24 protein-coding genes and 1 pseudogene are annotated in these 25,256 nt (G+C 72.0%); 13 read left to right on the forward strand and 12 right to left on the reverse strand.

Translation table 11 applies throughout. The annotated features are described in order from the left end of the window. Positions 1-114: 114 nt before the first annotated feature. Positions 115-1,134 (reverse strand): hypothetical protein, encoded by a 1,020-nt coding sequence (locus tag AB0J10_RS22940; RefSeq protein ID WP_363064355.1) that lies wholly within the window; start codon positions 1,132-1,134, stop codon positions 115-117. Positions 1,135-1,211: 77 nt separating this feature from the next. Here AB0J10_RS22940 and AB0J10_RS22945 point away from each other — a divergent pair, with 77 nt between their 5' ends. Next, entirely contained in the window at positions 1,212-4,103 is a 2,892-nt protein-coding gene (locus tag AB0J10_RS22945; protein ID WP_363064356.1) for a helicase C-terminal domain-containing protein, read from the forward strand. An 855-nt stretch (positions 4,104-4,958) separates the two neighbouring features. After that, positions 4,959-5,378, forward strand: a complete 420-nt coding sequence (locus tag AB0J10_RS22950) for an ATP-binding protein (protein ID WP_363064357.1) — start codon at positions 4,959-4,961, stop codon at positions 5,376-5,378. Between the two features lie 153 nt (positions 5,379-5,531). Here the strand turns inward: AB0J10_RS22950 and AB0J10_RS22955 are convergent, their stop codons facing one another. Together AB0J10_RS22955 and AB0J10_RS22960 are read right to left on the reverse strand one after the other, a co-directional pair. Next, positions 5,532-6,002, reverse strand: a complete 471-nt coding sequence (locus AB0J10_RS22955) for an NUDIX domain-containing protein (RefSeq protein ID WP_363064358.1) — start codon at positions 6,000-6,002, stop codon at positions 5,532-5,534. A 2-nt stretch (positions 6,003-6,004) separates the two neighbouring features. After that, positions 6,005-6,748 carry an XRE family transcriptional regulator gene (locus tag AB0J10_RS22960; protein ID WP_363064359.1) on the reverse strand — a complete coding sequence of 248 codons (744 nt, stop codon included), beginning with the start codon at positions 6,746-6,748 and terminating at the stop codon, positions 6,005-6,007. A 119-nt stretch (positions 6,749-6,867) separates the two neighbouring features. Here AB0J10_RS22960 and AB0J10_RS22965 point away from each other — a divergent pair, with 119 nt between their 5' ends. From AB0J10_RS22965 to AB0J10_RS22975, 3 genes are all read left to right on the forward strand, one after another. Beyond that, a complete protein-coding gene (locus AB0J10_RS22965; RefSeq protein WP_229918922.1) occupies positions 6,868-7,098 on the forward strand; it encodes a hypothetical protein in 231 nt (76 codons plus the stop codon). Between the two features lie 246 nt (positions 7,099-7,344). Then, a complete protein-coding gene (locus AB0J10_RS22970) occupies positions 7,345-7,788 on the forward strand; it encodes a hypothetical protein (RefSeq protein WP_363064360.1) in 444 nt (147 codons plus the stop codon). A gap of 70 nt (positions 7,789-7,858) precedes the next feature. Next, positions 7,859-8,695: a protein kinase gene (locus AB0J10_RS22975; RefSeq protein ID WP_363064361.1), complete on the forward strand. Its 837-nt coding sequence runs from the start codon at positions 7,859-7,861 to the stop codon at positions 8,693-8,695. Here AB0J10_RS22975 and AB0J10_RS22980 read toward each other — a convergent pair. Together AB0J10_RS22980 and AB0J10_RS22985 are read right to left on the reverse strand one after the other, a co-directional pair. Beyond that, a complete protein-coding gene (locus AB0J10_RS22980) occupies positions 8,637-9,323 on the reverse strand; it encodes a recombinase family protein (protein WP_363064465.1) in 687 nt (228 codons plus the stop codon). The genes AB0J10_RS22975 and AB0J10_RS22980 overlap by 59 nt on opposite strands. 39 nt (positions 9,324-9,362) lie before the next feature. After that, positions 9,363-9,743 (reverse strand): annotated as a pseudogene (locus AB0J10_RS22985) (recombinase family protein); the annotation flags it as partial. 162 nt (positions 9,744-9,905) lie between these two features. Here AB0J10_RS22985 and AB0J10_RS22990 point away from each other — a divergent pair. Beyond that, entirely contained in the window at positions 9,906-11,546 is a 1,641-nt protein-coding gene (locus AB0J10_RS22990) for a DNA repair helicase XPB (protein WP_363064362.1), read from the forward strand. A gap of 313 nt (positions 11,547-11,859) precedes the next feature. Continuing rightward, positions 11,860-12,141, forward strand: a complete 282-nt coding sequence (locus AB0J10_RS22995) for a hypothetical protein (RefSeq protein WP_138054564.1) — start codon at positions 11,860-11,862, stop codon at positions 12,139-12,141. Positions 12,142-12,216: 75 nt separating this feature from the next. Here AB0J10_RS22995 and AB0J10_RS23000 read toward each other — a convergent pair whose 3' ends face one another. Both AB0J10_RS23000 and AB0J10_RS23005 read right to left on the reverse strand, forming a co-directional pair. Further along, a complete protein-coding gene (locus tag AB0J10_RS23000) occupies positions 12,217-13,326 on the reverse strand; it encodes a glycosyltransferase 87 family protein (protein WP_363064466.1) in 1,110 nt (369 codons plus the stop codon). Positions 13,327-13,857: 531 nt separating this feature from the next. Further along, positions 13,858-14,046, reverse strand: coding sequence for a hypothetical protein (locus AB0J10_RS23005; RefSeq protein WP_363064363.1), 189 nt, complete (start codon positions 14,044-14,046; stop codon positions 13,858-13,860). Between the two features lie 346 nt (positions 14,047-14,392). On the opposite strand from AB0J10_RS23005, the gene AB0J10_RS23010 reads away from it, so the two are divergent. Next, the gene (locus AB0J10_RS23010; RefSeq protein WP_363064467.1) at positions 14,393-16,336 is read left to right on the forward strand and encodes a UvrD-helicase domain-containing protein; all 1,944 of its coding nucleotides are present in this window, start codon (positions 14,393-14,395) and stop codon (positions 16,334-16,336) included. 126 nt (positions 16,337-16,462) lie between these two features. Here the strand turns inward: AB0J10_RS23010 and AB0J10_RS23015 are convergent, their stop codons facing one another. Both AB0J10_RS23015 and AB0J10_RS23020 read right to left on the reverse strand, forming a co-directional pair. Beyond that, positions 16,463-17,185, reverse strand: a complete 723-nt coding sequence (locus AB0J10_RS23015) for a copper homeostasis protein CutC (protein ID WP_363064364.1) — start codon at positions 17,183-17,185, stop codon at positions 16,463-16,465. A gap of 172 nt (positions 17,186-17,357) precedes the next feature. Continuing rightward, on the reverse strand, positions 17,358-17,732 hold the full coding sequence (locus AB0J10_RS23020; RefSeq protein ID WP_363064365.1) for a DUF6479 family protein: 375 nt from the start codon (positions 17,730-17,732) through the stop codon (positions 17,358-17,360). 250 nt (positions 17,733-17,982) lie between these two features. Between AB0J10_RS23020 and AB0J10_RS23025 the strand changes: the two genes are divergently transcribed. The 3 genes from AB0J10_RS23025 to AB0J10_RS23035 all read left to right on the forward strand — a co-directional run bounded on the left by AB0J10_RS23025 (position 17,983) and on the right by AB0J10_RS23035 (position 21,463). Beyond that, positions 17,983-18,684, forward strand: coding sequence for a hypothetical protein (locus tag AB0J10_RS23025; protein WP_363064366.1), 702 nt, complete (start codon positions 17,983-17,985; stop codon positions 18,682-18,684). 62 nt (positions 18,685-18,746) lie between these two features. Beyond that, the gene (locus tag AB0J10_RS23030; RefSeq protein ID WP_363064468.1) at positions 18,747-19,979 is read left to right on the forward strand and encodes a Cmx/CmrA family chloramphenicol efflux MFS transporter; all 1,233 of its coding nucleotides are present in this window, start codon (positions 18,747-18,749) and stop codon (positions 19,977-19,979) included. A 158-nt stretch (positions 19,980-20,137) separates the two neighbouring features. Beyond that, positions 20,138-21,463 carry a hypothetical protein gene (locus AB0J10_RS23035; RefSeq protein WP_363064367.1) on the forward strand — a complete coding sequence of 442 codons (1,326 nt, stop codon included), beginning with the start codon at positions 20,138-20,140 and terminating at the stop codon, positions 21,461-21,463. Positions 21,464-21,554: 91 nt separating this feature from the next. Here the strand turns inward: AB0J10_RS23035 and AB0J10_RS23040 are convergent, their stop codons facing one another. Together AB0J10_RS23040 and AB0J10_RS23045 are read right to left on the reverse strand one after the other, a co-directional pair. Next, a complete protein-coding gene (locus tag AB0J10_RS23040; RefSeq protein ID WP_269729730.1) occupies positions 21,555-21,824 on the reverse strand; it encodes a DUF4031 domain-containing protein in 270 nt (89 codons plus the stop codon). Beyond that, a complete protein-coding gene (locus tag AB0J10_RS23045) occupies positions 21,821-22,174 on the reverse strand; it encodes a hypothetical protein (protein ID WP_138054553.1) in 354 nt (117 codons plus the stop codon). Before AB0J10_RS23045 ends, AB0J10_RS23040 begins: the two co-directional genes overlap by 4 nt. A gap of 166 nt (positions 22,175-22,340) precedes the next feature. Between AB0J10_RS23045 and AB0J10_RS23050 the strand changes: the two genes are divergently transcribed. Together AB0J10_RS23050 and murQ are read left to right on the forward strand one after the other, a co-directional pair. Continuing rightward, positions 22,341-23,435: a MurR/RpiR family transcriptional regulator gene (locus tag AB0J10_RS23050; protein ID WP_363064368.1), complete on the forward strand. Its 1,095-nt coding sequence runs from the start codon at positions 22,341-22,343 to the stop codon at positions 23,433-23,435. A gap of 23 nt (positions 23,436-23,458) precedes the next feature. Next, positions 23,459-24,385: an N-acetylmuramic acid 6-phosphate etherase gene (murQ, locus tag AB0J10_RS23055; RefSeq protein WP_363064369.1), complete on the forward strand. Its 927-nt coding sequence runs from the start codon at positions 23,459-23,461 to the stop codon at positions 24,383-24,385. A gap of 179 nt (positions 24,386-24,564) precedes the next feature. Here the strand turns inward: murQ and AB0J10_RS23060 are convergent, their stop codons facing one another. Continuing rightward, entirely contained in the window at positions 24,565-25,254 is a 690-nt protein-coding gene (locus tag AB0J10_RS23060) for an ABC transporter ATP-binding protein (protein WP_363064370.1), read from the reverse strand. Between the last annotated feature and the right edge of the window lie 2 nt (positions 25,255-25,256).

Here is a 25,256-nt window from a genome sequence, read left to right on the forward strand (position 1 = left end):
CACCGCATCAGCGTCCTGTTCGCCATGCTCCGCGACGGAACCTTCTACGAACCGAGAAGCCCCCGCACAGCTTGACGAAAAACATAGAGGCACCCCCCCCCGGCCGGCGCGACATCAGCGACGGCGGGCGCGCCAGAGGAGGAAGAGGGCCGACGCCACCGCCGCGCCGCGCACGACCCACGGCCACGCCCCCGTCAGCGCCTCCCGCATCGCGTCGCCGCCCGGGGCGATCGGGTCGCCCCACCGGCCCTCGACGCGGCCCCAGATCCAGACCGCCGCGCTCGTGGCGACGAGCCCGGGGATGCCGAGGACAGCGAATTTCGCCTCGGTGCGGGAGAGAGCGCGGGTGGCGTAGGCGAGGAGCCAGCCGCCGGCCAGGGCGACCAGCGAGCCCAGGACCGCGCCCACGGCGAGGAGCATCGCGGCGAACAGCACCATGGGGTTGCCGAGCACGAGGCGGGCGCCACCGCGGGACGGCGCGGGCACGACCGCCGGCTCACCGGTGGAGGCACCGGCGCCTCCGGAGGTGGCGCCGGCGCCCGGGGCACCCGCCGCCCCGGCGCGCCACCACCGCGGAAACCGTCGGCGCCGCGCCGAGCCCTCCTTCTCCGGCCCGCCGCCGCCACCCTCAGCGGCTTCCTCGTCCCGACGCGGTGGCCGCAGCAGATCGGGGATCTCCACCCCGCCGACGAACGCGCCGAAGTTGACTTCCTCAGGACGCCCGCGCTCGATCCGCCACCATTCGGGTTCCCGGGCGCCCGGGACCCTTCCGGGGGCGTCCGTCGCCGCGGACGCCCCCGCGGCTCCGGCCTCCGGCGCCCCCGACCGCTGCTCGGGCACGGACGCGGGAGCCGTGCCGGCGGCCTCCGTCCCGGCGGTCCCGTCCGGGGAGGGGCGGCGGCCGGGCTCCGGGCTCGCCCCGTCCACCACCTCGTCGGGGCTGCCGAGCCGTCCGAGAATGCGCTGGACGGCCGCCGGGCTGTCGGTGCCGTACTTGGCGCGCTGCCGGTCGATCTCGTTACGCAGCGACGACACGAGCTGCATCCTGGTGCCGGAGGGCAGCTGGCGCTGCTGCGCCAGATCGCCGACCCGGCTCAGGTAGTCGAAGACAAGCTGATCGCTCTCGATCCCCACGGTTGCCCCTCCACAGCGCGCCCGTCCCGGCGCCCGGTCCTGACGTTAGCGCCTGGGCAGGGGCTAACGTGGGGCGGATGGGGACCGGTGAGCTCGATCGGGAGGCGCACGTGCCCGCAGGAACGTCCGCAGGGACACCGGCAGGACGACCCGCGCGCGAAGCGGGAGGCACCGCCGACGCGGCGGAACGCCCGCACGACGGCGCCGCCGCGCGCACGGCTGCGGACGCCCGCGGCGGCGAGACGGCGCACTCGGTGCCCGGCACGCACGGCGGCACGGACGCACTCCCCGGCACCGCGGGCCTCGCCGCCGACCGCACCGCCGCCCCGCCCCGTACCCTCGCCGAGGCCCTGCGGAACCGCGGCGACCGGGGGCTGGCCGCTCTGCTGCGCGCCCGCCCGGATCTGCTGAGCCCGGTACCGAACGATCTGACGCAGCTCGCGACCCGCGCCGGCACCCGGGCCTCCGTCGTCAGGGCACTGGAGCGGCTGGACCGGTTCGCCCAGCAGACCGCCCAGGCCCTGGCCGTGGCAGCGGAGCCCACGTCGTACGGGACGCTGCTCGCTCTGCTCAGCGGCGACGACGGCGACCCCGCGGTCGAGGCGGCGCTCCCGCGCGCGCTCGGCGTGCTGCGCGAGCAGGCGCTGGTCTGGGGCGACGACGACCGGCTGCGGCTGGTGCGGACCGCACGCGAACTGCTCGCGCCGTCACCTCAGCACCCGTCCCCGACGGGTCTCGGCCCGACGGTCGCCGAGGCCACCTCGGGGATGTCCCCGGGCCGGCTGCAGGAGATCCTCGCCGCCGCGGGGCTGCCGACGACCCATGACCCTGTGTCGGCCGTGGCATCGCTGACCTCACTGTTCACCGAGCGGGAACGGATGACGGCGCTGCTGGACTCGGCGCCCGCGGAGGCGCTGGCGGTGCTGGACCGTCTGGTGTGGGGCCCGCCGTACGGGACGGTGGCTCCGCCGGGCGACTCCTCGGGCACGGCGGACTCGACGCCGGTGCGGTGGCTGCGGGACCGGGGTCTGCTGCTGCCGTCGTCGCCGCGGACGGTGGTGCTGCCGCGCGAGGTGGCGCTCCATCTGCGCGGCGGGCGGGCACACCGCGAACCGGAACCGATCGCGCCGGAGGTCCGGGTCGCCGCCGAACACCGTCCACAGATCGTGGACAGTACGGCGGCAGGCCAGGCGTACACCGCGCTCGCAACCGTCGAGGAGCTGCTGAAGAGCTGGCAGACGGGCGGGCCGGCGGTGCTGCGGGCGGGCGGCCTGAGCGTCCGCGACCTGAGGCGCACCGCCGCCGCGCTCGACGTCTCCGAGCAGATCGCCTCGTTCTGGCTGGAACTTGCCTACGCGGCGGGCCTGTTGGCCTCCGACGGCGGCGAGGGTACCCGTGCGGGCACGGCTGCGGGGGAGGACGAGCGGTTCGCGCCGACGCCCGCGTACGACGAGTGGCTGGACCTGCCCGCGGCCTCGCGCTGGACGGCCCTCGCGACGGCCTGGCTCACCGCCACCCGGACGCCCGGGCTGGTCGGCGGCCAGGACGCCAAGGGCCGAACGATCGCGGCGCTCGGCCCGGACCTGGACCGCGGTGCCGCCCCCGAGGTGCGTCACCGCGTCCTGACCCTGCTGGCCGAGCTGCCCTCCGGCGCCGCCCCGGACCAGGACTCGGTCCTCGCCCGGCTCCGCTGGGAGCGGCCGGTCCGCACCCCGGCACCGTCACCCGGCGCCCCCGAGCCCTCCGATCTGCGCTCCCGCATCGCCGTGTGGACCCTGGCCGAGGCGGAACACCTGGGACTGACCGGCCGCGGCGCCCTCTCCACCGCCGCGCGCACCCTCCTGGCCGCCCCGGCGACCGCCGCGCCGGCGCTTCCCACCCGGGCACTTCCCGCGACGGCACTTCCTCCCGCGACGGCCGACCGCGCCGGAGGACAGCCCGGCACGGTCCCTGGAACACCGGCCGCCCCGCACGAACATGCCGGGAACGGCCCGCAGACCGCTCCGCGCGGCCACGCAGCTCTCGCCGCGCGGGCCGCTCTCGCCGCCGGGATGATCGCTCCCCTGCTGCCCGAACCGCTCGACCACGTACTCCTCCAGGCCGATCTCACCGCCGTCGCACCGGGCCCGCTGGAGCGCCCGCTCGCGGACGCCCTGGGCGTCCTTGCGGACGTGGAATCGAAGGGTGGTGCGACGGTCTACCGGTTCACGCCGGCGTCCGTACGGCGAGCCCTGGACGCCGGGCAGGCCGCGGCGGACCTGCACGCATTCCTCGCCAAGCACAGCCGTACCCCGGTGCCGCAGCCGCTGAGCTACCTCATCGACGACGTGGCCCGCAAGCACGGCCATCTGCGCATCGGCGCCGCCTCCGCCTACGTCCGCTGCGACGACGACGCGCTGCTCGACGAGATCATGGCCGACCGCCGCTCCCAGGGCCTGCGGATGCGCCGGCTCGCGCCCACCGTGCTGGCCGCCCAGGCCGACCCGGCCACGCTGCTCGAAGGGCTGCGGGCCATGGGGTACGCCCCGGCCGCGGAATCCGCGGAGGGCGATGTGCTGATCATCCGCGCGGACGCCCACCGCACCCCGCGCCGCACCCCGCCGGTGCCCGTTCCGGACGGGCCGCCCGCCCCGGACGACACGCTGCTCGCCGCCGCGGTGAAGGCGATCCGGGCGGGCGATCTGGCCGCCACGGCCGTACGGAAGCCCGCACCGCACACCGGCGCGGGCGAACTGCCCCGTACCACCCCGGCCGAGACTCTCGCGACCGTGCAGGCGGCCGCGCTCACCGGGTCCGCGATCTGGATCGGATACGTCAACGCCGACGGGGCCGCGAGCCAGCGGGTCATCGCCCCGGTCCGCGTCGAGGGCGGATTCGTCACCGCGTACGACCACACCGCCGACGAGGTGCGCACCTATCCCCTGCACCGCATCACCGGCGTCGCCGAACTCGCGGACGAACCGGCCTGAGCCCCGCCCCGACCACGGCCCGCGCGAGGCGGACGCCCCAGACGCCACGGCGCTTCCGAGAACCATGCGGACAGCGGCGGTGATTCCCGCCCGAGGGTGATCAATTACCCACCGAGGGGCGACCTTCGGCATTCCGGCTCCGGGCGTGGGCAGTCACCCGGCGTCCCACTGACGATCCCGGGCCCGTCGGGCCACGGGGCAGCCGGAAGGAAGGTCATTCCATGCGTCGTGCCACCACCGCCCTCGTCGCCGCAGCCGCGCCCCCGGGCGGGACGGCCACCCGGGCCTTGACGGTCGGCATCGATCCGGGCGGCGGGCCCACGCCGTAGCCGAACCCACGAGCCGGGGGCCGTTCGTCCATGGGGAGGCGGGGAGGCCGGCCCCTGGGAGGAGAGAGGAGGTCCACGACCGCACAGGGGGACGGGTGAGGCGCGGGCCGGTGACGGGGAGGGGGCGCCGACGAGACGGTGGCTGGCGAGGGCTGAGGGGGCCTCGGGCCTGGTCGCTCGCCCGGTCGGGCGAGCGACCAGGCCGCGGCGCGGCGCGACTTCGGGGCCGCTGGGCCATGGGCTGCGGTCTTCTCCGGGGCCAGCCCTCGGGGCCGGACCCGGTTGGGCTTCGGGCCCGGTCCTCCGGGCCGGACCACGGCGAGGCTCCGATACGTCCTGGGGCTGCTTCGCCAGTGGCGGCTGCGCCTATCCCGCCGGTGGAGGGGCGGCGCCGGAGACCGGCGGTCGCGGCCGTGTCGGGCGGCGTGGCCGGCGCCACCCGGTTGCGGCGTCCGATGAGGCAAACTGGACGTTTGGCCGCACGGGATCGCCGGGACCCGGAGGCAGGGAAGAAGCTCACAAGTACGTGCCGAAGAGTGGACTGGCAAAGTTCAGCGCATCCAGAAACTCGATCGAGAGGATCGCCAAGGAGGGCAGGAAGTACGGCATTACTGCCGCTATCGTAAGCCAGAGGCCGGCTGAGATTTCGGAAACGATTTTCTCTCAGTGCAGCAACTTCCTCGCCATGCGGCTTACGAACCCAGAGGATCAGAATTACGTCAAACGTCTATTGCCAGACTCTTTGGGCCCCCTGACTGAGTCTCTTCCCGTACTGAGTTCAGGCGAGGCTCTCTTGTTGGGTGACGCAGCAGTCATGCCGTCGAAGGTTGTGATGGAGCAGGCTCGCCCTGCCCCCTCTTCAAGTGACGTTAGGTACATGGCTGAGTGGATTAAGCCGTGGCAGGACGTTGAGTTCGTACGCGTGGTCGAGGACTGGCAGAAGTAGCTGGGACTGTCTTCGGAGTGCACAGGATGTCCCAGTAGTCGCACTCGTAACCCTATTTTGACGACACTCGGGCCTATCCCAGGCGCAGCCGTAAAGGCTGGCACTTCGCAACTTGGTACTACGAAGCGGTAGCGCGATGGCCGGAGAATAAGGTCAGCCGAGATAGGGCCGCTCACGCTGCTCCAAGAAATGTCGAATCCGGAGCTGCTGCGTGTGGTGCATCGGCAGTTGATCGATTTCCTCCGGCTGGACGAACCTTAGCTCCGTGGACTCGTCCGAGATTGCGAGTCGGCCCCCGACTACTCGGGCTGTGAAGCAGACATTGAACTGGCGACGCACTTCACCGTCCGTATAGGCGATGACATGACGCGGGTCGGTATACGTCCCAACGAGCCCGGTGATCTCCACGTCCAGGCCCGTTTCCTCCTTCACCTCCCGGATGGCAGTTCCCGGTAGCGAGTCGGTCATCTCCATGCCGCCGCCGGGCAGAGCCCAGAGATCGTTGTCTCGCCGGCGCTGTAGGAGAATGCGTCCTTCGTCGTCAGTGACCACTGCGGACGCCGCAACGACCAGACTGTTGGGCTTGGGAGCATCTGGATCGTCGTAGTACTCGGTTCGCACCATGATCATCTTTCTTGGACTGGCGTCGCGGTCGCCCACACCGCAGTGAAGCTGTCAGCGTACGTATCGAACATGCCGCCTGACCCACTTCGGCGCAGGTGCCACACAGGAGCACCGTAGGCGTTCACGCCCCAGACATGGGCGTTGACCAGCGCCTGGTCATCCGCGCGATAGATCGAGTTGTAAAGCGTGGTGGCGTGGGTCCGCACCTCGATGCCGGATACCCCGGCCAGGGGGCGATAGTGCATGAGGGCAAGTCGGCAACGGGACTCGATCCCGTGACCGAACCTCTCCTCGGCGCCGCGCTGTTGGACATTCGCACTGTCCGGATCGCCGATCGCGATACGGACCGCACAACCGTCGGCAGCTCGCTCGCGCAACAGGTCATTCAGCCGCGGGTACGCCTCGTGCAGGAAGACGGCGGCGTACACCAACACGTCGATGTGCTCGCGGGCCTGGGTCAGCATGTCCACGAAGGTGGATACGGGGAGGTCCGCCCGCTGGTCGTAGAGGGCCACAAGTTCCGGACTGACGGCGCGGGCAGGGCGTGCCTGCCGGAGCGCGGGCCAAAGAGCGTGCACGTCTTCTCCTAGTAATTCCGCTGCCAGCATGGCTGCGGCACGACGCGGTGTACGCCCCAAGTTGACCCATCTCTCAACGGACTTGGGATCAACCTCGACCTTGTTCGCAAGGGCGGCGTACGTCCAGCCGCCAGCGGCCATGGCAGCACGTAGCCTCTCGTTCGGCATCCGAATCTCTCCTAACACTCGGGGACGGCACCAGGGACGTTCTACACGACGCGGGACGTCCCGAAGTGGGTCTTGTCGGAGGTTCCAACGTCCAGATGAGCGGCGGAATGCTCGTCCTCATGGCGAGCAACCAGCAGACCAGACCAGGCATTGGCGCATTGGCGAAGGACACTGCCAGTGGACGTATCGGCGTCGTCATGGGTGAGGTCGGTGCCCGGGTGCAGATAAGGCCCATGGGCGGCGGGATCGAGTGGGATGCCATGCCGGACAACGTGGTGGCGCCGACAGCGCGGGAGGAACTGAGCGCGCGTCTTGCCATCAGGAACGGCAACAGCCGCGACGGCCTGTGATGCGCGCCATCGGTCGGTACGCGCGGGTTTTGTTCATCGTCTTGATCAGTGGGTCCTGTGGCCTGGTGATCGGCATGGCCCTCGGTATCAGCCAGTAGACCGGCCGCCCCGGGCGGGGTGCCCCTTCCTTGGCTCCCCCTTCCCCGTTCGGGGCCGGCCTTCCATCCCCCGGTCGTGGCGGGACGTGCCTCGTCGACCGGTGTGGGCGCAAGTGCCAGAGCACAGCGACACTCAAGGAGTCTTCGCATGACGACAACGGCCAACGACCAGAGGACCGGCCGCGCGGTGGCTGGTGAGGAGCTGTTCGAGAGCCTCACCCACTTCGTGGTCACCCACAACGGACAGCCCCGCGAGCGCGCCGAGAGGATCGCGAACCAGGCCGTGGCCTTCGTGGTCACGGCCGCGACCGCCACCGTCCCCATGGTCCCGTCGGACGACGTGGACCTCGGGCTACACGCCCTCATCCTGCACACGAAGGAGTACGCCGACCTGTGCGAGCGGTTCGCGGGCCGCTTCCTCCACCACAACCCCAAGCCGGGTGGCGGGGCGCGTGATCCGGAGAAGGTGGCCGCGTCCGCGCACGCGATGAAGGTGGCCGGGTTGATGGTCTTCGACGACCTGTGGACCGTGGACGGCACGAACCTCGCGCAATGCGACTCCGACTGCGGCCGACCGTACGGTCAGGCGTAGCGACACGACACCAGCGGCGCGGCTGGCCTCGATGTTGGGTCGGCCGCGCCGCCCGGAAGGAGAACCGACGTTGTCCGGGACATCCCCTGAACTGCCGATCGTCGTGCTCGACGCGCTCATGCCCACGACTCAGCGCCTGGTCCTCAACCGCCGGGGCTCCATGGTCTGGGAAGTAGAGAGCCATCGGGGCCACTACGCCGTGAAAGTCGGCTATCCGATCGAGGCAACGGCCGAGTGGCCTGCCCAGCCCTGGACGGCGCTCGCGCCCGCACGCGAGGGCGCGGTGTTGTACCGCCTGGGCCTACATGACTTCGCGTACGGCGAGTGGGACGGCGGTACCTGGAACTTCCAGCCGTGGCGGGAAGGACCGGACCTCTACCAGCTGTGGGAGCCTTGCCGTAAGCCGGGCTCGCGCATCGATCCGCACACGAGCGTCGCCCTGGCCTGCGTGGAGGCGCTGGCCGAACTGCACGCCAAAGGATGGGCGCACGGTGACTTGCAGCCCGCGCACTTCATCATCGGACCCGAGCGGACGCACCTGATCGATCTGGCCTTGGCGCACGGTGGTCGGGTGCCCGAGGGTTACGACTTCCCGTTCCGCGGCTGCCTCGTCCACTACGAAGCCCCGGAGATCGCGCGCAGTGTGTTCAACACCGGAGAGGCTGACCCCACCCAGGAAGCCGACATCTACGCGCTCGGCGCTTCCCTGCTCATCTCCGCCACGGGCTGGCGGGCAGTCGAGTACCCCGACGACGCACCGCGCCCTGTGCAACGAAGGGCCGTGGCAGACGGCAAGCGACGGCCCGTCAAGGTGCGGGGCGAGCTGGGCGAACTGATCGAGGCCATGCTCAGCCACGCTCCCGAAGACAGGCCAACGATCTACGAGGTGGGCAAGGCTCTGAGCTGAAGCCGAAGCGTCGGCAGTCTGCGAAGGCGCGACCCACTGCGACGACCAACAAACAGAGACCGGACCACCCCTCAGCCTGGACAGCGTGCCGGGTGGTCCGGTCGTGGAAGCCCTGATCAGGACCCTGGTGCCGATGGTACCGGGGTGGTCGGCGTGCCTGAACGCGGGTGCGGCTGCAACCCCGGTACCCCCATGTGAAGTTCGAGAGGGTTCTTCTTGCAGAGCGGTTACCTTCCCGGCGCTTCTCACCGGGATTGGCCCGACGCTCCGACTCGCCCTGGAGCGCCTGCCAGGTGTCCGTGTCGAGAATCGGCGGGCGGTTGACCAATGGCAGGCCGTCCGTCCGCAGGATCGGCTTTCCGTCCTCGATGACCTGGCCGAGCAACTGGGGATTTCCCAGCAGGCTGCGCAACGTCGTCGTGTACCACTGCTTGGAGTCGCTGCGCTTGCCCGTGGTCTGGCGTGAGGAGTGGCCGGGCGAAGGAACACCCTCCTTGTTGAGGTCATTGATGATCTGCATGAGCGAGTCCTTGGCCAGGACCCGCTCCACGATCCGCTTGATCGTCTTGGCCTCGTCCTCGTTGACCGCGAGGACCTTGCCCGCACCGTTGGGGTTGGGGACGACCATGTACCCGTACGGAACCCGACCGCCCGTGTAGCGGCCCTCGCGCCGCAGGTGCTCGTGCGCGCTGGACACCCGCATGCCGATGGTGTCGGACTCCAGCTCGGCGAAGACCGCGATCACCTTCGCCATGGCCCGGCCCATGGACGATGTGAGGTCGAGCGGCTCCGTCGCCGACGCGAGCGCAACGCTCTGGCGCTCGGCGAGTCGCATGTTCTCCGCGAAGTCGACCGTCGAGCGCGCAAGCCGGTCGATCTTGAAGAACACGATCACGTCCAGCTCGGCGAGCCTGGTCAGGATGCGTTGCAGTCCCGGCCGGTCGAGCCCGCGCGAGAAGCCCGAGACGTCGATGTCCTCCTCGGCGGCCACAACCTCCCAGCCGCGTGGCTCGCACAACGCTTCACAGGCCGCGCGCTGGCGTTCCGGTGAAGTCGTCTCGTCCGTTTAACGCGATAGGCGAACATAGATAGCGGCGCGCATCCCCGGCGCGCTGGCCGGGACGCCCTTCCGGCGTCGGGCACGGGGCATAGCCCGTGCTGTGACAGGCGTTGTTTCTGTCATGAGACGACCTTATCCGTGGAGGTATGCGTGTCCTGCCTAATCGTCCAGAGCGACAAGACCCTCCTGCTCGAGGTCGACCACGACCAGGCCGACGCCTGCCGCCGCGCCATCGCCCCCTTCGCCGAGCTGGAGCGTGCCCCCGAGCACATCCACACCTACCGCGTGACACCGCTCGGCCTCTGGAACGCGCGGGCGGCCGGGCACGACGCCGAGCAGGTCGTGGACGCGCTCGTCGAGTTCTCCCGCTACCCCGTCCCGCACGCGCTGCTCGTCGACGTGGCGGAGACGATGGCCCGCTACGGCCGCCTCACGCTCGTCAGGCACCCCACCCACGGCCTGGTGCTGACCACGACCGACCGGCCCGTGCTGGAGGAGGTACTGCGCTCCAAGAAGGTCCAGCCACTGGTCGGCGCCCGTATCGATCCGGACACCGTCGTCGTCCACCCCTCCGAGCGCGGTCAGATCAAGCAGACGCTGCTGAAGCTCGGCTGGCCCGCCGAGGACCACGCGGGCTACGTCGACGGCGAGGCCCACCGCATCGACCTGGACGAGTCCGGCTGGGCCCTGCGCCCGTACCAGAAGCAGGCCGTCGAGGGCTTCTGGCACGGCGGCTCGGGCGTCGTCGTGCTCCCCTGCGGCGCGGGCAAGACGCTCGTGGGCGCCGGGGCGATGGCACAGGCGAAGGCGACCACCCTCATCCTCGTCACCAACACCGTCTCCGCCCGCCAGTGGAAGCACGAGCTGATCAGGCGCACCTCACTGACCGAGGAGGAGATCGGCGAGTACAGCGGTGCGAAGAAGGAGATCCGCCCGGTCACCATCGCCACGTACCAGGTGCTGACGACGAAGCGGAAGGGCATCTACCCGCACCTGGAGCTGTTCGACTCCCGCGACTGGGGCCTGATCGTCTACGACGAGGTCCATCTGCTGCCCGCGCCGGTGTTCAAGTTCACGGCGGATCTGCAGGCCCGCCGCCGGCTCGGCCTGACGGCGACGCTCGTGCGCGAGGACGGTCGCGAGTCGGACGTCTTCTCGCTGATCGGCCCGAAGCGGTTCGACGCTCCCTGGAAGGAGATCGAGGCCCAGGGTTACATCGCGCCCGCCGACTGCGTCGAGGTCCGGGTCAATCTGACGGACTCCGAGCGGCTCGCCTACGCGACGGCGGAGACCGAGGAGAAGTACCGCTTCTGCGCCACCACCGACACCAAGCGGCGGGTCACGGAGGCGCTCGTCCGCAAGCACACGGGACAGCAGACCCTGGTCATCGGCCAGTACATCGACCAGCTCGACGAACTCGGCGAGCACCTGGACGCGCCCGTCATCAAGGGCGAGACGCCGAACTCCCAGCGCGAGAGGCTCTTCGACGCGTTCCGGAACGGCGAGATCTCGGTCCTGGTCGTGTCCAAGGTCGCGAACTTCTCGATCGACCTGCCGGAGGCGACGATCGCGATCCAGGTCTCGGGAACCTTCGGCTCCCGCCAGGAGGAGGCACAGCGTCTCGGCCGCGTCCTGCGCCCGAAGGCGGACGGCCACAAGGCCCACTTCTATTCGGTGGTGGCCCGCGACACGATCGACCAGGACTTCGCGGCCCACCGCCAGCGCTTCCTCGCCGAGCAGGGGTACGCGTACCGGATCGTGGACGCGGACGACCTGACGGCTGACGGCTGACGGCTGACGGCTGACGGCTGACGGCTGACGGCTGACGACGTACGGGAGAGGATGTACGGGAGACGGCAGACGGCTCCCGGCGGACGGGGCGCCGGTGGACGCTGCCGATGCCGGCCCCCGGAGGTCCGTCACTCGCTACCCTGGCCCTGGTCCCCGGCACAGGGCCCCGACCCAGGGCCCCGACGCAGGGCCCCGGTCCAGGCCCCGGTCCGGGACCTGCGGATGACGGTCGGTACGCGCGACGAGGCCGGTACGCGCCAAGGATCGGCACACACCACGGGGCCGGTACGCGCCACGGCCCGAGGAGGACTCGATGCCGCACCACGACAGCTATGAGGTGCTCTTCACGGAGTCGGCGGCCCGTGACCGCGACCGGCTCGACCCGGTGCGCCGGGCCTCGTTCGACAAGGCGGTCGAGATCCTCGCCCGCGACCCGTACACCGAGCACTCCCGCCCGATAGGCCCCGGTGAACAGGACCGCGAGATCCGGCTGACTTCGCAGGTCGTGGCCGAGTACATAATCTCGCGCGGGCGACTGCTCCTCGTCGTCCTGCGGATCTTCGACGACGCGGACATCCTCCTCCCGGAGAGCTGACGCCACCGTGCCCGCCGGCCCGACCCGGCGGGCAGGGCCCTGCCTGCGGCGGCAGGCCCCGCGGCTGCCGGGGAATCAGCCTGCCGCCCTGGTGCCCGCGCCCGCCGCCGCGTCGCCCGCCGCTTCCGTCCCCGGGGTCACTCGCTGCCCGGGCAGCGCGCCGTCGCGGCGGCCTCCGTCGCGCGCCCGCAGGACCGCGATCGCCAGGACCGCCAGGCCCAGCGGCGCGTAAGGGGATGCCAACGGCTGCTGCCACCACGTCAGTCGGAGGTCGGGATCGCCGGCATGCGGTACGAGCCACATGGTGCGCGCCAGGAAGACCACTGCCATCAGCGCGGCGGTGCCCCTGCGCCCCTCGGCGATCAGGACCGCCAGCAGCGGGACGCACCACACCCAGTGGTGGGACCAGCTGACCGGCGCGACGAGCAGTGCGGCGAAGGCGACGGCCAGCACGGCCCAGCGCTCCGGCGCCCGGCGGGCGGCCCACAGTGCCGCGACGGCGACGGGCAGCGCCGCCGCCCACACGGCGGCCGGTTCCGCCGTGTGCTGTACGCGGGCGAACACTCCCTGCAGCGACTGGTTGTCGACGATCCACGCCTTGCCGTCCCGGTCGGTCTCGAGGATCCGCCGCGTCCAGAAGTCCGCGCTGGCCTCGGGTAGGACGAGCGCGCCGAGCAGGACGGTGCCGGCGAGGGACGCGAGCGCCGTGAGCCCCGCACGGCGGCGTCCCGTGATCAGCAGCAGGACGATGAAGACGGCGGGGGTGAGCTTCACGCCCGCCGCGACTCCCAGGGCGAAGCCCTTGCCCACCGCGTCGTTCGGCCGGGACAGGTCCCACAGCACCAGACACACGAGTGCGAGGTTGATCTGGCCGAAGACGAGGGTCTGGAAGACGGGTTCGAGCCACAGCCCGAGGGCGGTGGCGGCCAGCACCGCGGGCACGGGGGCGGACAGCCCGGCGAAGCGGCAGGAGAGCCGGACGAGCAGGGCGAGGAGCAGCGCGTTCCCTGCGACGAAGACGACCTTGAGGGCGGCGACCGGCAGCCAGGTCGTCGGCACGAACAGGACGGCGGCGAAGGGCGGGTAGGCGGCGGGCAGCTGCCAGTCCGTGGCGGTGAGGCCGTAGAGGTCGGTGCCGTTGGCGACGGCTGCTCCCTCGGCGCGGTACACCAGGGTGTCCGCCATGGGGATGCGCTGAGCGACGCAGAGCGCGGCCAGTGCGGCGAGCGAAAGGACGAGAACGACGGTCGCCTGGAGCGATCGGACGGTCACGGTCCGGTACGGAAGCGTCACGGCCGCGACCCTAGTGGATCAGCGGGTGGCGTCCGTCGGCGGCGGGCACGCCGGTACGGAGCGGACCGCCTACGGCACGGGACCGGTCCACGGCCCGGCGGTCATGGACACAAGGCCGCGGCACGGGGGGAGGGACGGCCGTGGCTCGGCGGAGGGACGGCCTCGACGGCCGCGGCCTGGGGCAGCGGACGGACGGCGACGGCGGACGAGCACGCAGCAGCGGACGGATAAGGGCACGGGCACGGGCACGGGCACCGCGGACGGCCCCAAGGGCACGGGCACGAGCACCGCGGACGGACATAAAGGCACGGGCACGAGCACCGCGGACGGACTGCCATGGACGGAGCCGGGCAGGCGCACGGGCCCGGCAGGGGCGGCCGGCACGGCGGCTCGTCGGGAGGCGCCGACGGGACCCGGCCCGCCTCAGAGGTGGCGGCGGACGCCGGCCTCCTCGCTGTACTCACCGAGCACCGCGACGCCGAAGGCCGCGGTGACGAAGACCTTGACCGCGCGCAGCGCGTCGCCGAGACGGTGGGTGCGGTGGGCCGGGGCGCCGGTGGCGGTGGCTCCGCGACCGGGCCGGGACGCTGGTGTGAGGGTGGCTGTGCTCATGGGACCAGAATCGGTTGTCGGCGTCCGCGACACATCGACCTGCGGGCTGAACGCCGGTCGCGGACGCGTACGACTTCGGATAGAGGACCTCCCCTACGGGATGGACCCCGCCCCGCGAAATCCATTCGCCCCGGCCTGGCGGGCTGAGTAAAATCGCCCGTCTTGCCCGCCTCCTCGCAGGAGTGCCGCCTCCCGGACGGAAACCGGGTGCGCTGTCATGTCGTACTTCCAACGTACCTTCGGAGGCAGCACCGTGCCCGCGTCCAAAGCGCCCGAAGCCCCGCCGCCCGATCCCCTGGGCCGTGAACGGGCCCATCTGACCGCCTCTCGCGCCGCCCTGCGCGCGATGCGTGAGGACGTCGAGGCCCTGGACATCCGGGACGTGACGGCGAACTGGGTGAACGCCGTCGTCCTCGAGTCGCAGATCAGCGAGCGGATCAGGGCGCTCGCGGACCTCGCCCACACCCCGCTCTTCTTCGGGCGGCTGGACTATCTGCACACCGCGCAGGAGGGGCAGCGCTTCTACATCGGCCGCCGCCATGTGCACGACCCCGACGGCGATCCGATGGTGATCGACTGGCGCGCGCCGGTCTCCCAGCCGTTCTACCGGGCCTCCCGCAAGGACCCGATGGACGTGCGACTGCGCCGCCGATTCGGCTACACCGGCGGCGACCTCACGGCGTACGAGGACGAGCACCTCACCGACCCGACGGAGGCGGACCGCACCAGTCGGCTCCTCCAGGCAGAGATCGAGCGTCCGCGTGTGGGCCCGATGCGCGACATCGTGGCCACGATCCAGCCCGAGCAGGACGAGATCGTGCGGTCGGGCCTCTCCGGCACGGTGTGCGTGCAGGGCGGCCCCGGCACCGGGAAGACCGCCGTCGGTCTGCACCGGGTGGCGTATCTGCTGTACGCGCACCGGGAGCGGCTGGCCCGCACCGGCACCCTGGTCATCGGGCCCAACCGGTCCTTCCTCCACTACATCGAGCAGGTCCTGCCCGCTCTCGGCGAGTTGGAGGTCAGGCAGGCGACCGTCGCGGACCTCGTCGCCCATGTCGAGGCGCGCGGGACGGACGAGCCCGCGGCGGCGCTGGTCAAGGGCGACGCGCGAATGGCTGAGGTGCTGCGGCGCGCGGTCCGTTCGCATGTGACGATGCCGTCCGAGCCGGTGATGGTGGTGCGCGGCTCACGCCGCTGGCGGGTTCCCGCGCATGAACTGGAGGACATCGTCCGGGAGTTGCTGGACCGCGACATCCGCTACGGCGCGGCCCGCGAGGCACTGCCGCAGCGCATCGCGCACGCGGTGCTCGTGCGGATGGAGCAGGCCGGCGAGGCGCCGGACGACCGGGTGCAGGACTCGGTGGCACGCAACGCGGCGGTGAAGGCTGCGGTGAAGACCGTGTGGCCGCAGGTCGACCCGGCGAAGCTGGTACTGCGTCTGCTCTCCGACCCGGACTTCCTGGCGGAGCACGCGGACGGCGTGCTGAGCGCGGACGAGCAGAAGGCGATCCTCTGGAGCCGGCCGCCGCGCTCGGTCCGCTCGGCGCGCTGGTCCGCGGCGGACGCGGTGCTGATCGACGAGGCGAACGACCTCGTGGAGCGCACGCCGTCCCTCGGTCATGTGGTCCTCGACGAGGCACAGGACCTGTCGCCGATGCAGTACCGGGCGGTGGGACGCAGGTGCACGACGGGCTCGGCGACGGTCCTCGGCGACCTCGCGCAGGGCACCACCCCGTGGGCGACGGCGAGTTGGTCCGAGGCCCTGTCCCATCTGGGCAAGCCCGACGCGGTGGTGGAGGAGCTGACGGCCGGTTTCCGGGTGCCGCGCGAAGTGATCGCGTACGCGTCCCGGCTGCTGCCGCACATGTCGCCCGGACTGACGGAGGTCCGGTCGGTCCGTGAGTCCCCGGGCTCGCTGGAGATCCGCCCGTCGGAGGGCGAGGGGGACGTGGTCGCAGCGTGCCTGTCGGCACTGCGGCACGAGGGTTCGACCGGCCTGATCGCCGCCGACGACCGGGTGCCGGCCCTGGCCGCCGCGCTGACCGGCGCGGGTGTCCCCTTCCTGGCCCCCGGCGAGGAGACCACCCCGGACGTCCGGCTCACCCTGGTGCCGGCATCCCTCGCGAAGGGCCTCGAGTACGACTACGTGGTCCTCGACGACCCCGCGGCCGTGGTCGCGGCCGAGCCCGACGAGCGGACGGGTCTGCGCCGGCTGTACGTGGCACTGACCCGTGCGGTCTCGGGCCTCACGGTGCTCCACTCGTCGCCCCTTCCGTGGCAGCTGGGGTGATCCGGGCCGGAGCATTGGGGAGTTGACGCCGGGACGGGGACGAGCGCACGCCACGCCGCCCGGGCGGCACCTCGGGCCGGGTGCGGGCGGGCCCCGGCCCTGCGCGCGAGGCGGTGGACGGTCCCCTCAGCCCGGCCCGGCGGCGCCGGGCCGACCGAGTCGGCCGTCCGCCGCCTCGCGCCATTCGCGTACCGCCGCCTCGTCCACCGGCGACTGCCAGCCGGCGGGACGGGCCGCGCCGCCGATGTGGAACGCGTCCAGGCCGGCCGCGCGGAGAGCCGGGAGGTGGTCGAGGCGGAGACCGCCGCCGACCAGCATCCGCGGCTCGTAACCGGGCTCGTCCAGCCTCGCCGCCTCGGCCAGCAGGACCGGCAGCCCCGCGTCGACACCCTCCGCGCTGCCCGCGGTCAGGTACGTGTCGAGTCCGGGCAGGTCGGCGAGCTGCTTGCGCAGGGCGTCGCGGTCGGCTGCGCGGTCGATGGCGCGGTGGAAGGTCCACCGGCAGCCCTCGATCTCGGCGACCAGCCGTTCGACGGTGACGAGGTCGGGGTCGCCGTGCTCGTCGAGGAAGCCGAGCACGAACTCCTCCGCGCCTTCCGCCCGCAACCCTCGCGCCGCGCCGAGGAGTGCGTCGACGTCGCCCGCGCCGAAACCGTCCGCGAGCCGGAGCATCACCCGCAGCGGGACGTCCACCGCCGCGCGGATGCGGCCGAAGGTCTCCCGGGACGGGGTGAGCCCGTCCGCCGCCATGTCGCTGACCAGCTCGAGCCGGTCCGCTCCCCCGGCCTGCGCGGCGACCGCGTCCCGCGCGTCGAGGGCGATCACCTCCAGGAGTGCTCGGTTGCTCATGGCTCTTCCTCCGCCAGTAGACGCCATACAGGTCTAGTCCAATAACGGAGTCAGCCTAGTCCGCGCCCCTGCCCCACGCACCGGAGGCCGGGCGCACACCCCACCTCGAACACACTTTCCGGCCACCGCGCACCCCGTTCCCCGGGGTCGCGGCGCGCCACTCGCGCAGTACTCAGCCGCCCAGGCTGCCGCTCCCGAACGCCCCTCCACTGCGGCTGCCGTGCTGCGGCCGGGCCTCGGGACCCTTGCCGGTGGTGTGGGAGGTGTGGGTCTTCATGTTGTAGGGCAGGAGCCGGCTGCCGTCGTCGGGGAAGGCGTCGTCGTCCCCTTCCCTGACCTCCTCGATGTGCTCCCGGTGATCGGCCGGCTTCGGCTGCTCCTCGGGAGTCGGGACGCGCAGCCGGGCCCGCCGCCGCCCGTCCCACCACATGGCGCCGCCCAGCAGGACGATCAGAATGACCCCGAAGGTCAGGGGGCCGATCGCGGCCAGGATCTGGGCCGCGAGCTCCGTCTTCGGCACGCTCTGCGCTGTGACCGCTGCGTTCATGGTGTCTGCCTCCGCACAGAGGGGTGAGACACAGGCGCTATCCATTATCACCTGATATGACCGTTCTGCCAGCACCCCGACCGGCACCGGACGGCGGATACGACCGTGCGGGACGCGGCCCGGGACACCGGGAACACGAGGGACCGATCCGCGGATCCGGGGCGCCTCCACAGCTCCCGGGGGATGCGCAGCCGCCCGGGAGAAGCGCCCCGGCGCGGTCCGGTCCCCCGGCCGGTCGGACAATGTGGCCATGCCCGCGCTTCCGCAGCACCCCGCCCACGACGATCTCCGCCGACGCTGGGCCGCCACCGTGGCCGCGGCCGCCGACCGCGCACCGGACGCCTCCTCCCTGCCAGGACCGGACCGGTACGCCGACGACCTGCTCGGCCGCTGGGCCGAGCCGCAACGGCGCTACCACACCACCGACCACCTGGTCGCGGTCCTGGACCGCATCGACACGCTCGCCGAGTACGCGGACGACATCGACCTCGTACGCCTCGCGGCCTGGTTCCACGACGCGGTGTACCTGCCGGAGCGCTCCACCAACGAGGAGCGCAGTGCCCGCCTCGCCGAGCGCGCCCTTCCCGAACTGGGCATCGGCCGGGCAGGCGTCGCGGAGGTGTCCCGGCTGGTGCTGCTCACCCGCACCCACGAAGCCCAGGACGACGACGCGAACGGCAAGGTCCTCTGCGACGCCGACCTGGCGATCCTCGCCTCGCCGCCGGACGCCTACGCGAGGTATGCCGCCGCCGTGCGTGAGGAGTACGGCTTCGTCCCGGACGACGCCTTCCGCGCGGGCCGGGCCGACGTCCTGCGCCATCTCCTCGCGCTGCCGAAGCTGTTCCGCACCCCGTACGGACAGCGGGAGTGGGAAGAGGCCGCACGGCGCAACGCAGCGGCGGAGCTGCAGCGCCTCGTCCACCATGCGGATGGTTCCGGAATCCGGGAATGACAGGCGCCATCCGACTGTTGGGCACTGTCATGCCCGCAGCCACCGCCGACTCACGCCCCCGTATGCCACTGGCCGTCTACATCCTCGGCCTCTCGGTCTTCGCACTCGGTACCAGCGAGTTCATGCTGTCCGGGCTGCTGCCGCCCATCGCCGAGGACATGGGCGTCTCCATCCCCCGGGCGGGGCTGCTGATCTCCGCGTTCGCCATCGGGATGGTCGTGGGCGCGCCGCTGCTCGCCGTGGCGACGCTGCGGCTGCCGCGCCGCGCCACGCTCATCACCCTGATCACCGTCTTCGGGCTGGGCCAGGTCGCCGGCGCGCTGGCTCCCACGTACGAGATCCTGTTCGTGTCCCGGGTGGTCAGCGCCCTCGCTTGTGCCGGCTTCTGGGCGGTCGGCGCGGCCGTGGCAATGGCGATGGTGCCCTTCGACGCGCGCGCCCGCGCGATGGCCGTGATGATCGGCGGGCTGTCGATCGCCAACGTGCTGGGCGTACCGGCCGGCGCTTTCCTGGGCGAGCACCTCGGCTGGCGCTCGGCGTTCTGGGCGGTGGGCGCGGCGTCGGCGGTGGCCCTGGTCGGCGTGCTGACCAGGATCCCGCCCATCCCCGTGCCCGACAAGAAGCCGCTGCTGCGCCGCGAGCTCACCATCTACCGCGACCGCCAGGTCTGGCTCGCCGTCGCGGTCACCGCGCTGTCCGCGGGCGGGGTCTTCTGCGTCTTCTCGTACCTCGCGCCGCTGCTCACCGATGTCGCCGGACTCGGAGACGGCTGGGTGCCGACCGTCCTCGGCCTCTTCGGCATCGGCGCACTTCTCGGCACGACGGTCGGCGGTCGCATCGCCGACGCACACCTCTTCGGCGTGATGCTCGGCGGCATCACCGCCTCGACGGTACTGCTGGCCGTGCTCGCCCTGACCGCCGAGTCGCCGGTGCCGGCGGTGGGCCTGTCCTTCCTCATCGGCGTCGCGTCGTTCTTCACCGCCCCCGCCCTGAACGCCCGGATGTTCAACGTCGCGGGCGCGGCACCCACGCTGGCCGCCGCGACCACCACCGCCGCGTTCAACCTCGGCAACACCAGCGGCCCCTGGCTCGGGGGCACGGTCATCGACGCCGGCCTCGGCTTCGCCGCCACGGCGTGGGCGGGAGCGGCGATGACCGCCGTCGCCCTCGGGCTCGTCGCCCTGGCCCTGCGGTTCGAGCGCCGCGGAGCGGGCGCCGCCCCCGGGAACAGCCGCGTGGTCGTCTCGTCCGCGGCGAGTCTGGACACCGGCGCGACGCGCTGCGGCACGGCCTGACGCAAGGGCACGGGCCGTCCGTTCCCGCCCGACGCTTCCGCCCCGGGACGCACGGGGTTGCGCCGGATGGCGGGCGCCTCGGTTGCCGGTGCGCGGCGCCGGGGCGAGGGTCGCTCGGGGGGACGTAAAGACCCGTCAGTCTTCTCCTGGAGCGCCCAATGAGATTCGTCGCGAGCGCGGGCGGCGCCGTCGCCCTGACCCTGGCCGTCGTACCGATGACCACGGTCCGGGCCGCCGCTCTCAACCCCGACCACGAGAACAACCGCATCGCCTGCACCGCAGACGCCCTCAAGGACGCGATCGACAACGCCAACGGGAAGGGCGGCGGCACCATCGCACTGGCTCGTGGCTGCCGGTACCTGCTCGACGCCATCGACAACAGCGGCCCCAGTGGTGGACCCAACGGCCTGCCCCTCGTCACCACCCCCATCACCCTGCGCGGCGGCAAGGGCACCAGCGTCGAACGTTCGAGTGCGTCCGGCACGCCGGAGTTCCGCATCTTCGAGGTCGCGGCCCCGGCCGGCTTTCTCACACTGGACGACCTGACCGTCCGCAACGGCCACGCCGACGGTGACGGCCTGGCCGGTGACGGTGGCGCGGTCTTCGTCAACGAGGGCCGCACTCTGCTCCTGCGTTCCGTCACACTCACCCACAATGCGGCCGACGGGAACGGTGGTGCCGTCAACAACGAAAGCGGGCGCGTCATCGTACGTTCCAGCAAGGTGGACAGGAATGTGGCCGGGGGCGACGGCGGTGGAATCGACAGCGAGGAAGGTGTACTGACGATCGATTCGAGCACCGTCGACAGGAACACGGCCGGCGAGAACGGGGGCGGCATCGCCCTCAGCGACGACGCCTATCTGACCCTCACCAAGAGCAGTGTCGACAGGAACGCGGCAGTCGGCAACGCAGGCGGCATCCAGAACGCGGGCCACCTGCACCTCCGCTCCAGCCATGTCGACCGCAACACGGCGGGCCAGGAAGGCGGTGGCATCCTGTCCAGCGGCACCGCCGTCATCGAATCCGGCAGCGTGGTCGGCAACACCGCGGGGACGGACGGCGGCGGCATCTTCAACTCCAGCGTTCTCACCATCGGCCACAGCAGCGTCAACGCGAACTCGGCCCAGCGGGGCGGCGGGATCCACAACATCGGCAAGGTGTGGATCGGCAGAAGCGTCCTCAAGGACAACCTCGCCGTCACCGAGGGCGGCGGCCTCTGGAACGACGACCAGGCCACGACCGAGTCGACCGACATCATCGGCAACCGGACGTCCGGCCTGGGCTCCCGCGGCGGTGGCGTGTTCAACAACAGCGGCAACACGGTCCTGACCGACACCACCGTCACCCGGAACGAGGCCGTCATGGAGGGTGGCGGTGTCTTCGAGGCGTCCGGCTCCAAGGTCACCCTCGTCCGGACCCGAGTGAAGGACAACGACCCGGACAACTGCAGCCCCAGCGGGATGATCACCGGCTGCGCAGGCTGACCGTCCCCCCGCGCACACCGGCCCTCCCGCATCCGCGGGAGGGCCGCCCACCGTACTACCGCCGCCCGCCGTACCACCGCCCTCCGCCCTCCTACCGCCCTCCGCCGTGCTTGCGCCGCCGCAGGCCCGCTTCCGTGAGCCTCCGGACCAGTTCCTTCGACCCGATCTCGACGGCGCCCGCCCGCACGGCGGCCTCGTAGCGGTGTGCGGGCACGTCGTAGTGGTCGCGTTCGAAGGCGCGTGTGGGGCAGCCGATCGACCTGGCGAAGGTGTGCAGTTCCTCGAACGACACGTCGCTGACCAGGTGGGACCAGAGCATCCCGTGCCCCGGCCAGGTCGGCGGATCGATGTAGACGGTCACGACAGTCCGCCGACGGGCGCGACGACCACGCCCGCCTTCCCGCACACCCAGTGCGGGTCGGGGCCCAACTCGGGCTCCACGTCCAGCGCGTGCGGCTCGCCGGTGGTGCAGACCGGGCACAACGGCCACCGCCCGTACCGTTCCAGCAGGGCGTCCTGTACGTCCTGGGCGATCAGCCCGGCCACGTACTCCGCGCCCTCCGGCCACTGCTCGACCCACCAACGGCGCTCCCTGACCGCCTCCTCGACGAGGGAGACGACCTCTGCGTGCGCCACGTCACGGGCGGTGAGATCCGCGAGGACGAGGGCACGGGCGGCGTGCAGCGCCTGCTCGAGAGGGTTGACGTCCATACGGCCATTGTCACCCTTTCGGATGTGAGCCCTCAGCGCGGCTCACGTCACCCGCCCCCGCCGGCACCGCCCACGGAGCGAGTCTCCCGAGTCCCGTCCGCACGAGTGCCCGTCCACAGGACAAAGGGGGTTGACCGTTCACAGTGGGCGAAAATATCTTTCAAGGGTGACGAAGAACCTGAAGGATTCTTTCAGCGCCGCGGGAGCCGGCAGACGCCCCGGCGCGGCCGCTCCGAGCGGGCCGGGCACGTCCCGCGCCCCCGGCGGTCCGGGGCCGGCCACGTCCGCCGCAGGTGGCTCCGGCGCGAGCAGCCCCGGCGCCGGCGGCACGAGAAGCCCCGCCACCGGCCCGAGCGGCACCGGCACCGGCACGGGTGACGCCCCGCCCGCCCCCGCCGCTCTCGCCGCGAAGGTCCGCACGCTCTCCCCGTCCATGACCCGCTCGATGCAGCGGGTCGCCGAAGCCGTCGCCGGTGACCCCGCCGGCTGCGCGGCCCTCACGGTCACGGGCCTCGCCGAGCTCACCGGCACCAGTGAGGCGACCGTCGTCCGCACCGCCCGGCTCCTCGGCTACCCCGGCTACCGCGACCTGCGTCTGGCGCTCGCCGGTCTCGCCGCCCAGCAGCAGTCCGGCCGCGCCCCGGCGGTCACCGCGGACATCGCGGTCGACGACCCGATAGCCGACGTCGTCGCGAAGCTGGCGCACGACGAGCAGCAGACCCTCGCCGACACCGCGGCCGGCCTGGACACCGTCCAGCTGGGCGCCGCCGTCACGGCCCTCGCCACCGCGCGCCGCATCGACATCTACGGCGTGGGGGCGTCCGGTCTGGTCGCCCAGGACCTCGCCCAGAAGCTGCTGCGCATCGGTCTGGTCGCACATGCGCACAGCGACCCCCATCTCGCCGTGACCAACGCCGTGCAGCTCCGCTCGGGCGACGCCGCCGTGGCGATCAGCCACTCCGGCTCGACCGGCGACATCGTCGAACCGCTCCGCGTCGCGTTCGATCACGGGGCGACGACCGTCGCGATCACCGGCCGTCCGGACGGGCCGGTGTCCCAGTACGCCGACCACGTGCTGACGACCTCGACGGCGCGCGAGACCGACCTGCGCCCGGCCGCCATGTCCTCCCGGACGGGCCAGCTCCTCGTCGTCGACTGCCTGTTCATCGGCGTGATGCAGCTCACCTACGACGCGGCCGCGCCGGCCCTCGCCGCCTCGTACGAGGCCCTTGCGCACCGCCACAGCCCCCGCACCCGCTGAACCACCCGAGAGGGCCGCCTCCCATGACCTCCACCCCCGGACCGGCCGAACTGCGCGCGCAGTTGGAGAGCCTGACGACCGAGGCGTTCCGCCCCGAGCTCGCCGGCATCGACCGGCTCCCGACCGCCGAGATCGCCCGCCTCATGAACGGCGAGGACCGGACCGTCCCCGACGCCGTCGCCACACAGCTGACGGCCATCGCCGCCGCCATCGACGCGACTGCCGACCGGATGGCCCGCGGGGGCCGGCTGGTCTACGCGGGCGCGGGCACGGCCGGTCGGCTCGGCGTCCTGGACGCGAGCGAGTGCCCACCGACGTTCAACACCGGTCCGGACGAGGTCGTCGGCCTGATCGCGGGCGGCCCTTCGGCGATGGTCGAGGCGGTCGAGGGCGCGGAGGACTCCAAGGAGCTGGCCGCCGCCGACCTGGACGGTCTCGGTCTGACGGCGCTCGACACCGTGGTCGGTGTCTCCGCCTCCGGTCGCACCCCGTACGCGATCGGCGCCGTCGAGCACGCCCGTGCGGCCGGCGCCCTCACCATCGGCCTCTCCTGCAACGCGGACAGCGCTCTGGCAGCGGCCGCGGAGCACGGTATCGAGGTGGTCGTGGGGCCCGAACTCCTCACCGGATCGACCCGGTTGAAGGCGGGCACTGCGCAGAAGCTGGTCCTCAACATGATCTCGACCATCACGATGATCCGCCTGGGCAAGACGTACGGGAACCTGATGGTCGACGTCCGCGCCTCGAACGACAAGCTCCGCGCCCGGTCCCGCCGCATCGTGTCGCTGGCGACCGACGCTCCGGAGGACGCCGTCGAGACGGCCCTGACCGCGGCGGACGGCGAGGTGAAGACGGCGATCCTGATGCTCCTCGCCGATGTGGACGCCCCCACGGCCGCGGACCTCCTCAAGCGTGCCGGAGGTCACCTCCGCGAGGCACTCCGCCTCTGACACGGCGCCGACGCCCGCCGCTCCTCCCGTGCCCCGCCGTCACGCGACGGGCGGGCGGCACCCACTGACGGCGGCCCGGAAGACGGAACGGGCCCGCGTCCCCGGAGGAACGCGGGCCGGGCCCCACGCGCGTCGGGACGGGCGAACCGGGAGTGCCCTCCCGCCCGGCGGGACAGCCCTCAGGCCGCGCCCACCGCCTGCTCCCGGATCGTCACCCGGCCCTTCCTGATCGTCGCCACCCTGGGCGCCCTCCGCGCCAGCGCCGAGTCATGGGTGACCATCACGAACGTCAGCCCGTTCTCCTCCCACAGCCCTTCCAGCAGCTCCATGATCTCGTCGCGCATGGACTCGTCCAGATTGCCCGTCGGCTCGTCCGCCAGCAGCACCGCCGGCCGCTTCACCAGCGCCCGCGCGATGGCGACCCGCTGCTGCTGACCACCGGACAGCTCGCCCGGGAGGTGGCCCCGCCGCTCCCCCAGCCCCACAGACTCCAGCGCATCGCCCGCCCGCTCACGCCGCTCGACCGCCTTCAGTCCGAGGGGGACGAGCGCGGTCTCCACGTTCTCCTGGGCCGTGAGCGTCGGCACCAGGTTGAAGCCCTGGAAGACGAAGCCGATCTTCTCGGCCCGCACCCGGGTCAGCCGCGCCTCCGGTAGCGTCGCGAGGTCGACCCCGTCCAGCACCACCGTTCCCTCACTCGGCCGGTCCAGTCCGCCGAGCATCTGCAGCAGCGTCGACTTGCCGCCGCCCGTGGGGCCCTGGATGACCAGCCGGCCGCCGTCCGGGATGGCCAGATCGACCCCGTCGAGGGCCTGGACGGTGTCCTTGCCCCGCCGATAGCGCTTGGTAACGCCGGTGAGCTCGTACATCG

It is taken from the genome of Streptomyces sp. NPDC049887 (assembly GCF_040656535.1).
Lineage (GTDB): Bacteria > Actinomycetota > Actinomycetes > Streptomycetales > Streptomycetaceae > Streptomyces.

Excerpts from the sequence above, each read along its gene's own strand:
- AB0J10_RS22970 (WP_363064360.1), top strand. The coding sequence starts at position 7,345 with ATGACGACAACGGCCAACGACCAGAGGACCGGCCGCGCGGTGGCTGGT.
- AB0J10_RS23010 (WP_363064467.1), top strand. The coding sequence starts at position 14,393 with ATGCGTGAGGACGTCGAGGCCCTGGACATCCGGGACGTGACGGCGAAC.
- AB0J10_RS22945 (WP_363064356.1), top strand. The coding sequence starts at position 1,212 with ATGGGGACCGGTGAGCTCGATCGGGAGGCGCACGTGCCCGCAGGAACG.
- murQ (WP_363064369.1), top strand. The coding sequence starts at position 23,459 with ATGACCTCCACCCCCGGACCGGCCGAACTGCGCGCGCAGTTGGAGAGC.
- AB0J10_RS22980 (WP_363064465.1), bottom strand. The coding sequence starts at position 9,323 with ATGGTCGTCCCCAACCCCAACGGTGCGGGCAAGGTCCTCGCGGTCAAC.
- AB0J10_RS23060 (WP_363064370.1), bottom strand. The coding sequence starts at position 25,254 with ATGTACGAGCTCACCGGCGTTACCAAGCGCTATCGGCGGGGCAAGGAC.
- AB0J10_RS23020 (WP_363064365.1), bottom strand. The coding sequence starts at position 17,732 with ATGAACGCAGCGGTCACAGCGCAGAGCGTGCCGAAGACGGAGCTCGCG.
- AB0J10_RS23005 (WP_363064363.1), bottom strand. The coding sequence starts at position 14,046 with ATGAGCACAGCCACCCTCACACCAGCGTCCCGGCCCGGTCGCGGAGCC.
- AB0J10_RS23000 (WP_363064466.1), bottom strand. The coding sequence starts at position 13,326 with ATGGCGGACACCCTGGTGTACCGCGCCGAGGGAGCAGCCGTCGCCAAC.
- AB0J10_RS23035 (WP_363064367.1), top strand. The coding sequence starts at position 20,138 with ATGAGATTCGTCGCGAGCGCGGGCGGCGCCGTCGCCCTGACCCTGGCC.
- AB0J10_RS22955 (WP_363064358.1), bottom strand. The coding sequence starts at position 6,002 with ATGGTGCGAACCGAGTACTACGACGATCCAGATGCTCCCAAGCCCAAC.
- AB0J10_RS22995 (WP_138054564.1), top strand. The coding sequence starts at position 11,860 with ATGCCGCACCACGACAGCTATGAGGTGCTCTTCACGGAGTCGGCGGCC.
- AB0J10_RS23025 (WP_363064366.1), top strand. The coding sequence starts at position 17,983 with ATGCCCGCGCTTCCGCAGCACCCCGCCCACGACGATCTCCGCCGACGC.
- AB0J10_RS23015 (WP_363064364.1), bottom strand. The coding sequence starts at position 17,185 with ATGAGCAACCGAGCACTCCTGGAGGTGATCGCCCTCGACGCGCGGGAC.
- AB0J10_RS23030 (WP_363064468.1), top strand. The coding sequence starts at position 18,747 with ATGCCACTGGCCGTCTACATCCTCGGCCTCTCGGTCTTCGCACTCGGT.
- AB0J10_RS23045 (WP_138054553.1), bottom strand. The coding sequence starts at position 22,174 with ATGGACGTCAACCCTCTCGAGCAGGCGCTGCACGCCGCCCGTGCCCTC.
- AB0J10_RS22965 (WP_229918922.1), top strand. The coding sequence starts at position 6,868 with ATGGCGAGCAACCAGCAGACCAGACCAGGCATTGGCGCATTGGCGAAG.
- AB0J10_RS22960 (WP_363064359.1), bottom strand. The coding sequence starts at position 6,748 with ATGCCGAACGAGAGGCTACGTGCTGCCATGGCCGCTGGCGGCTGGACG.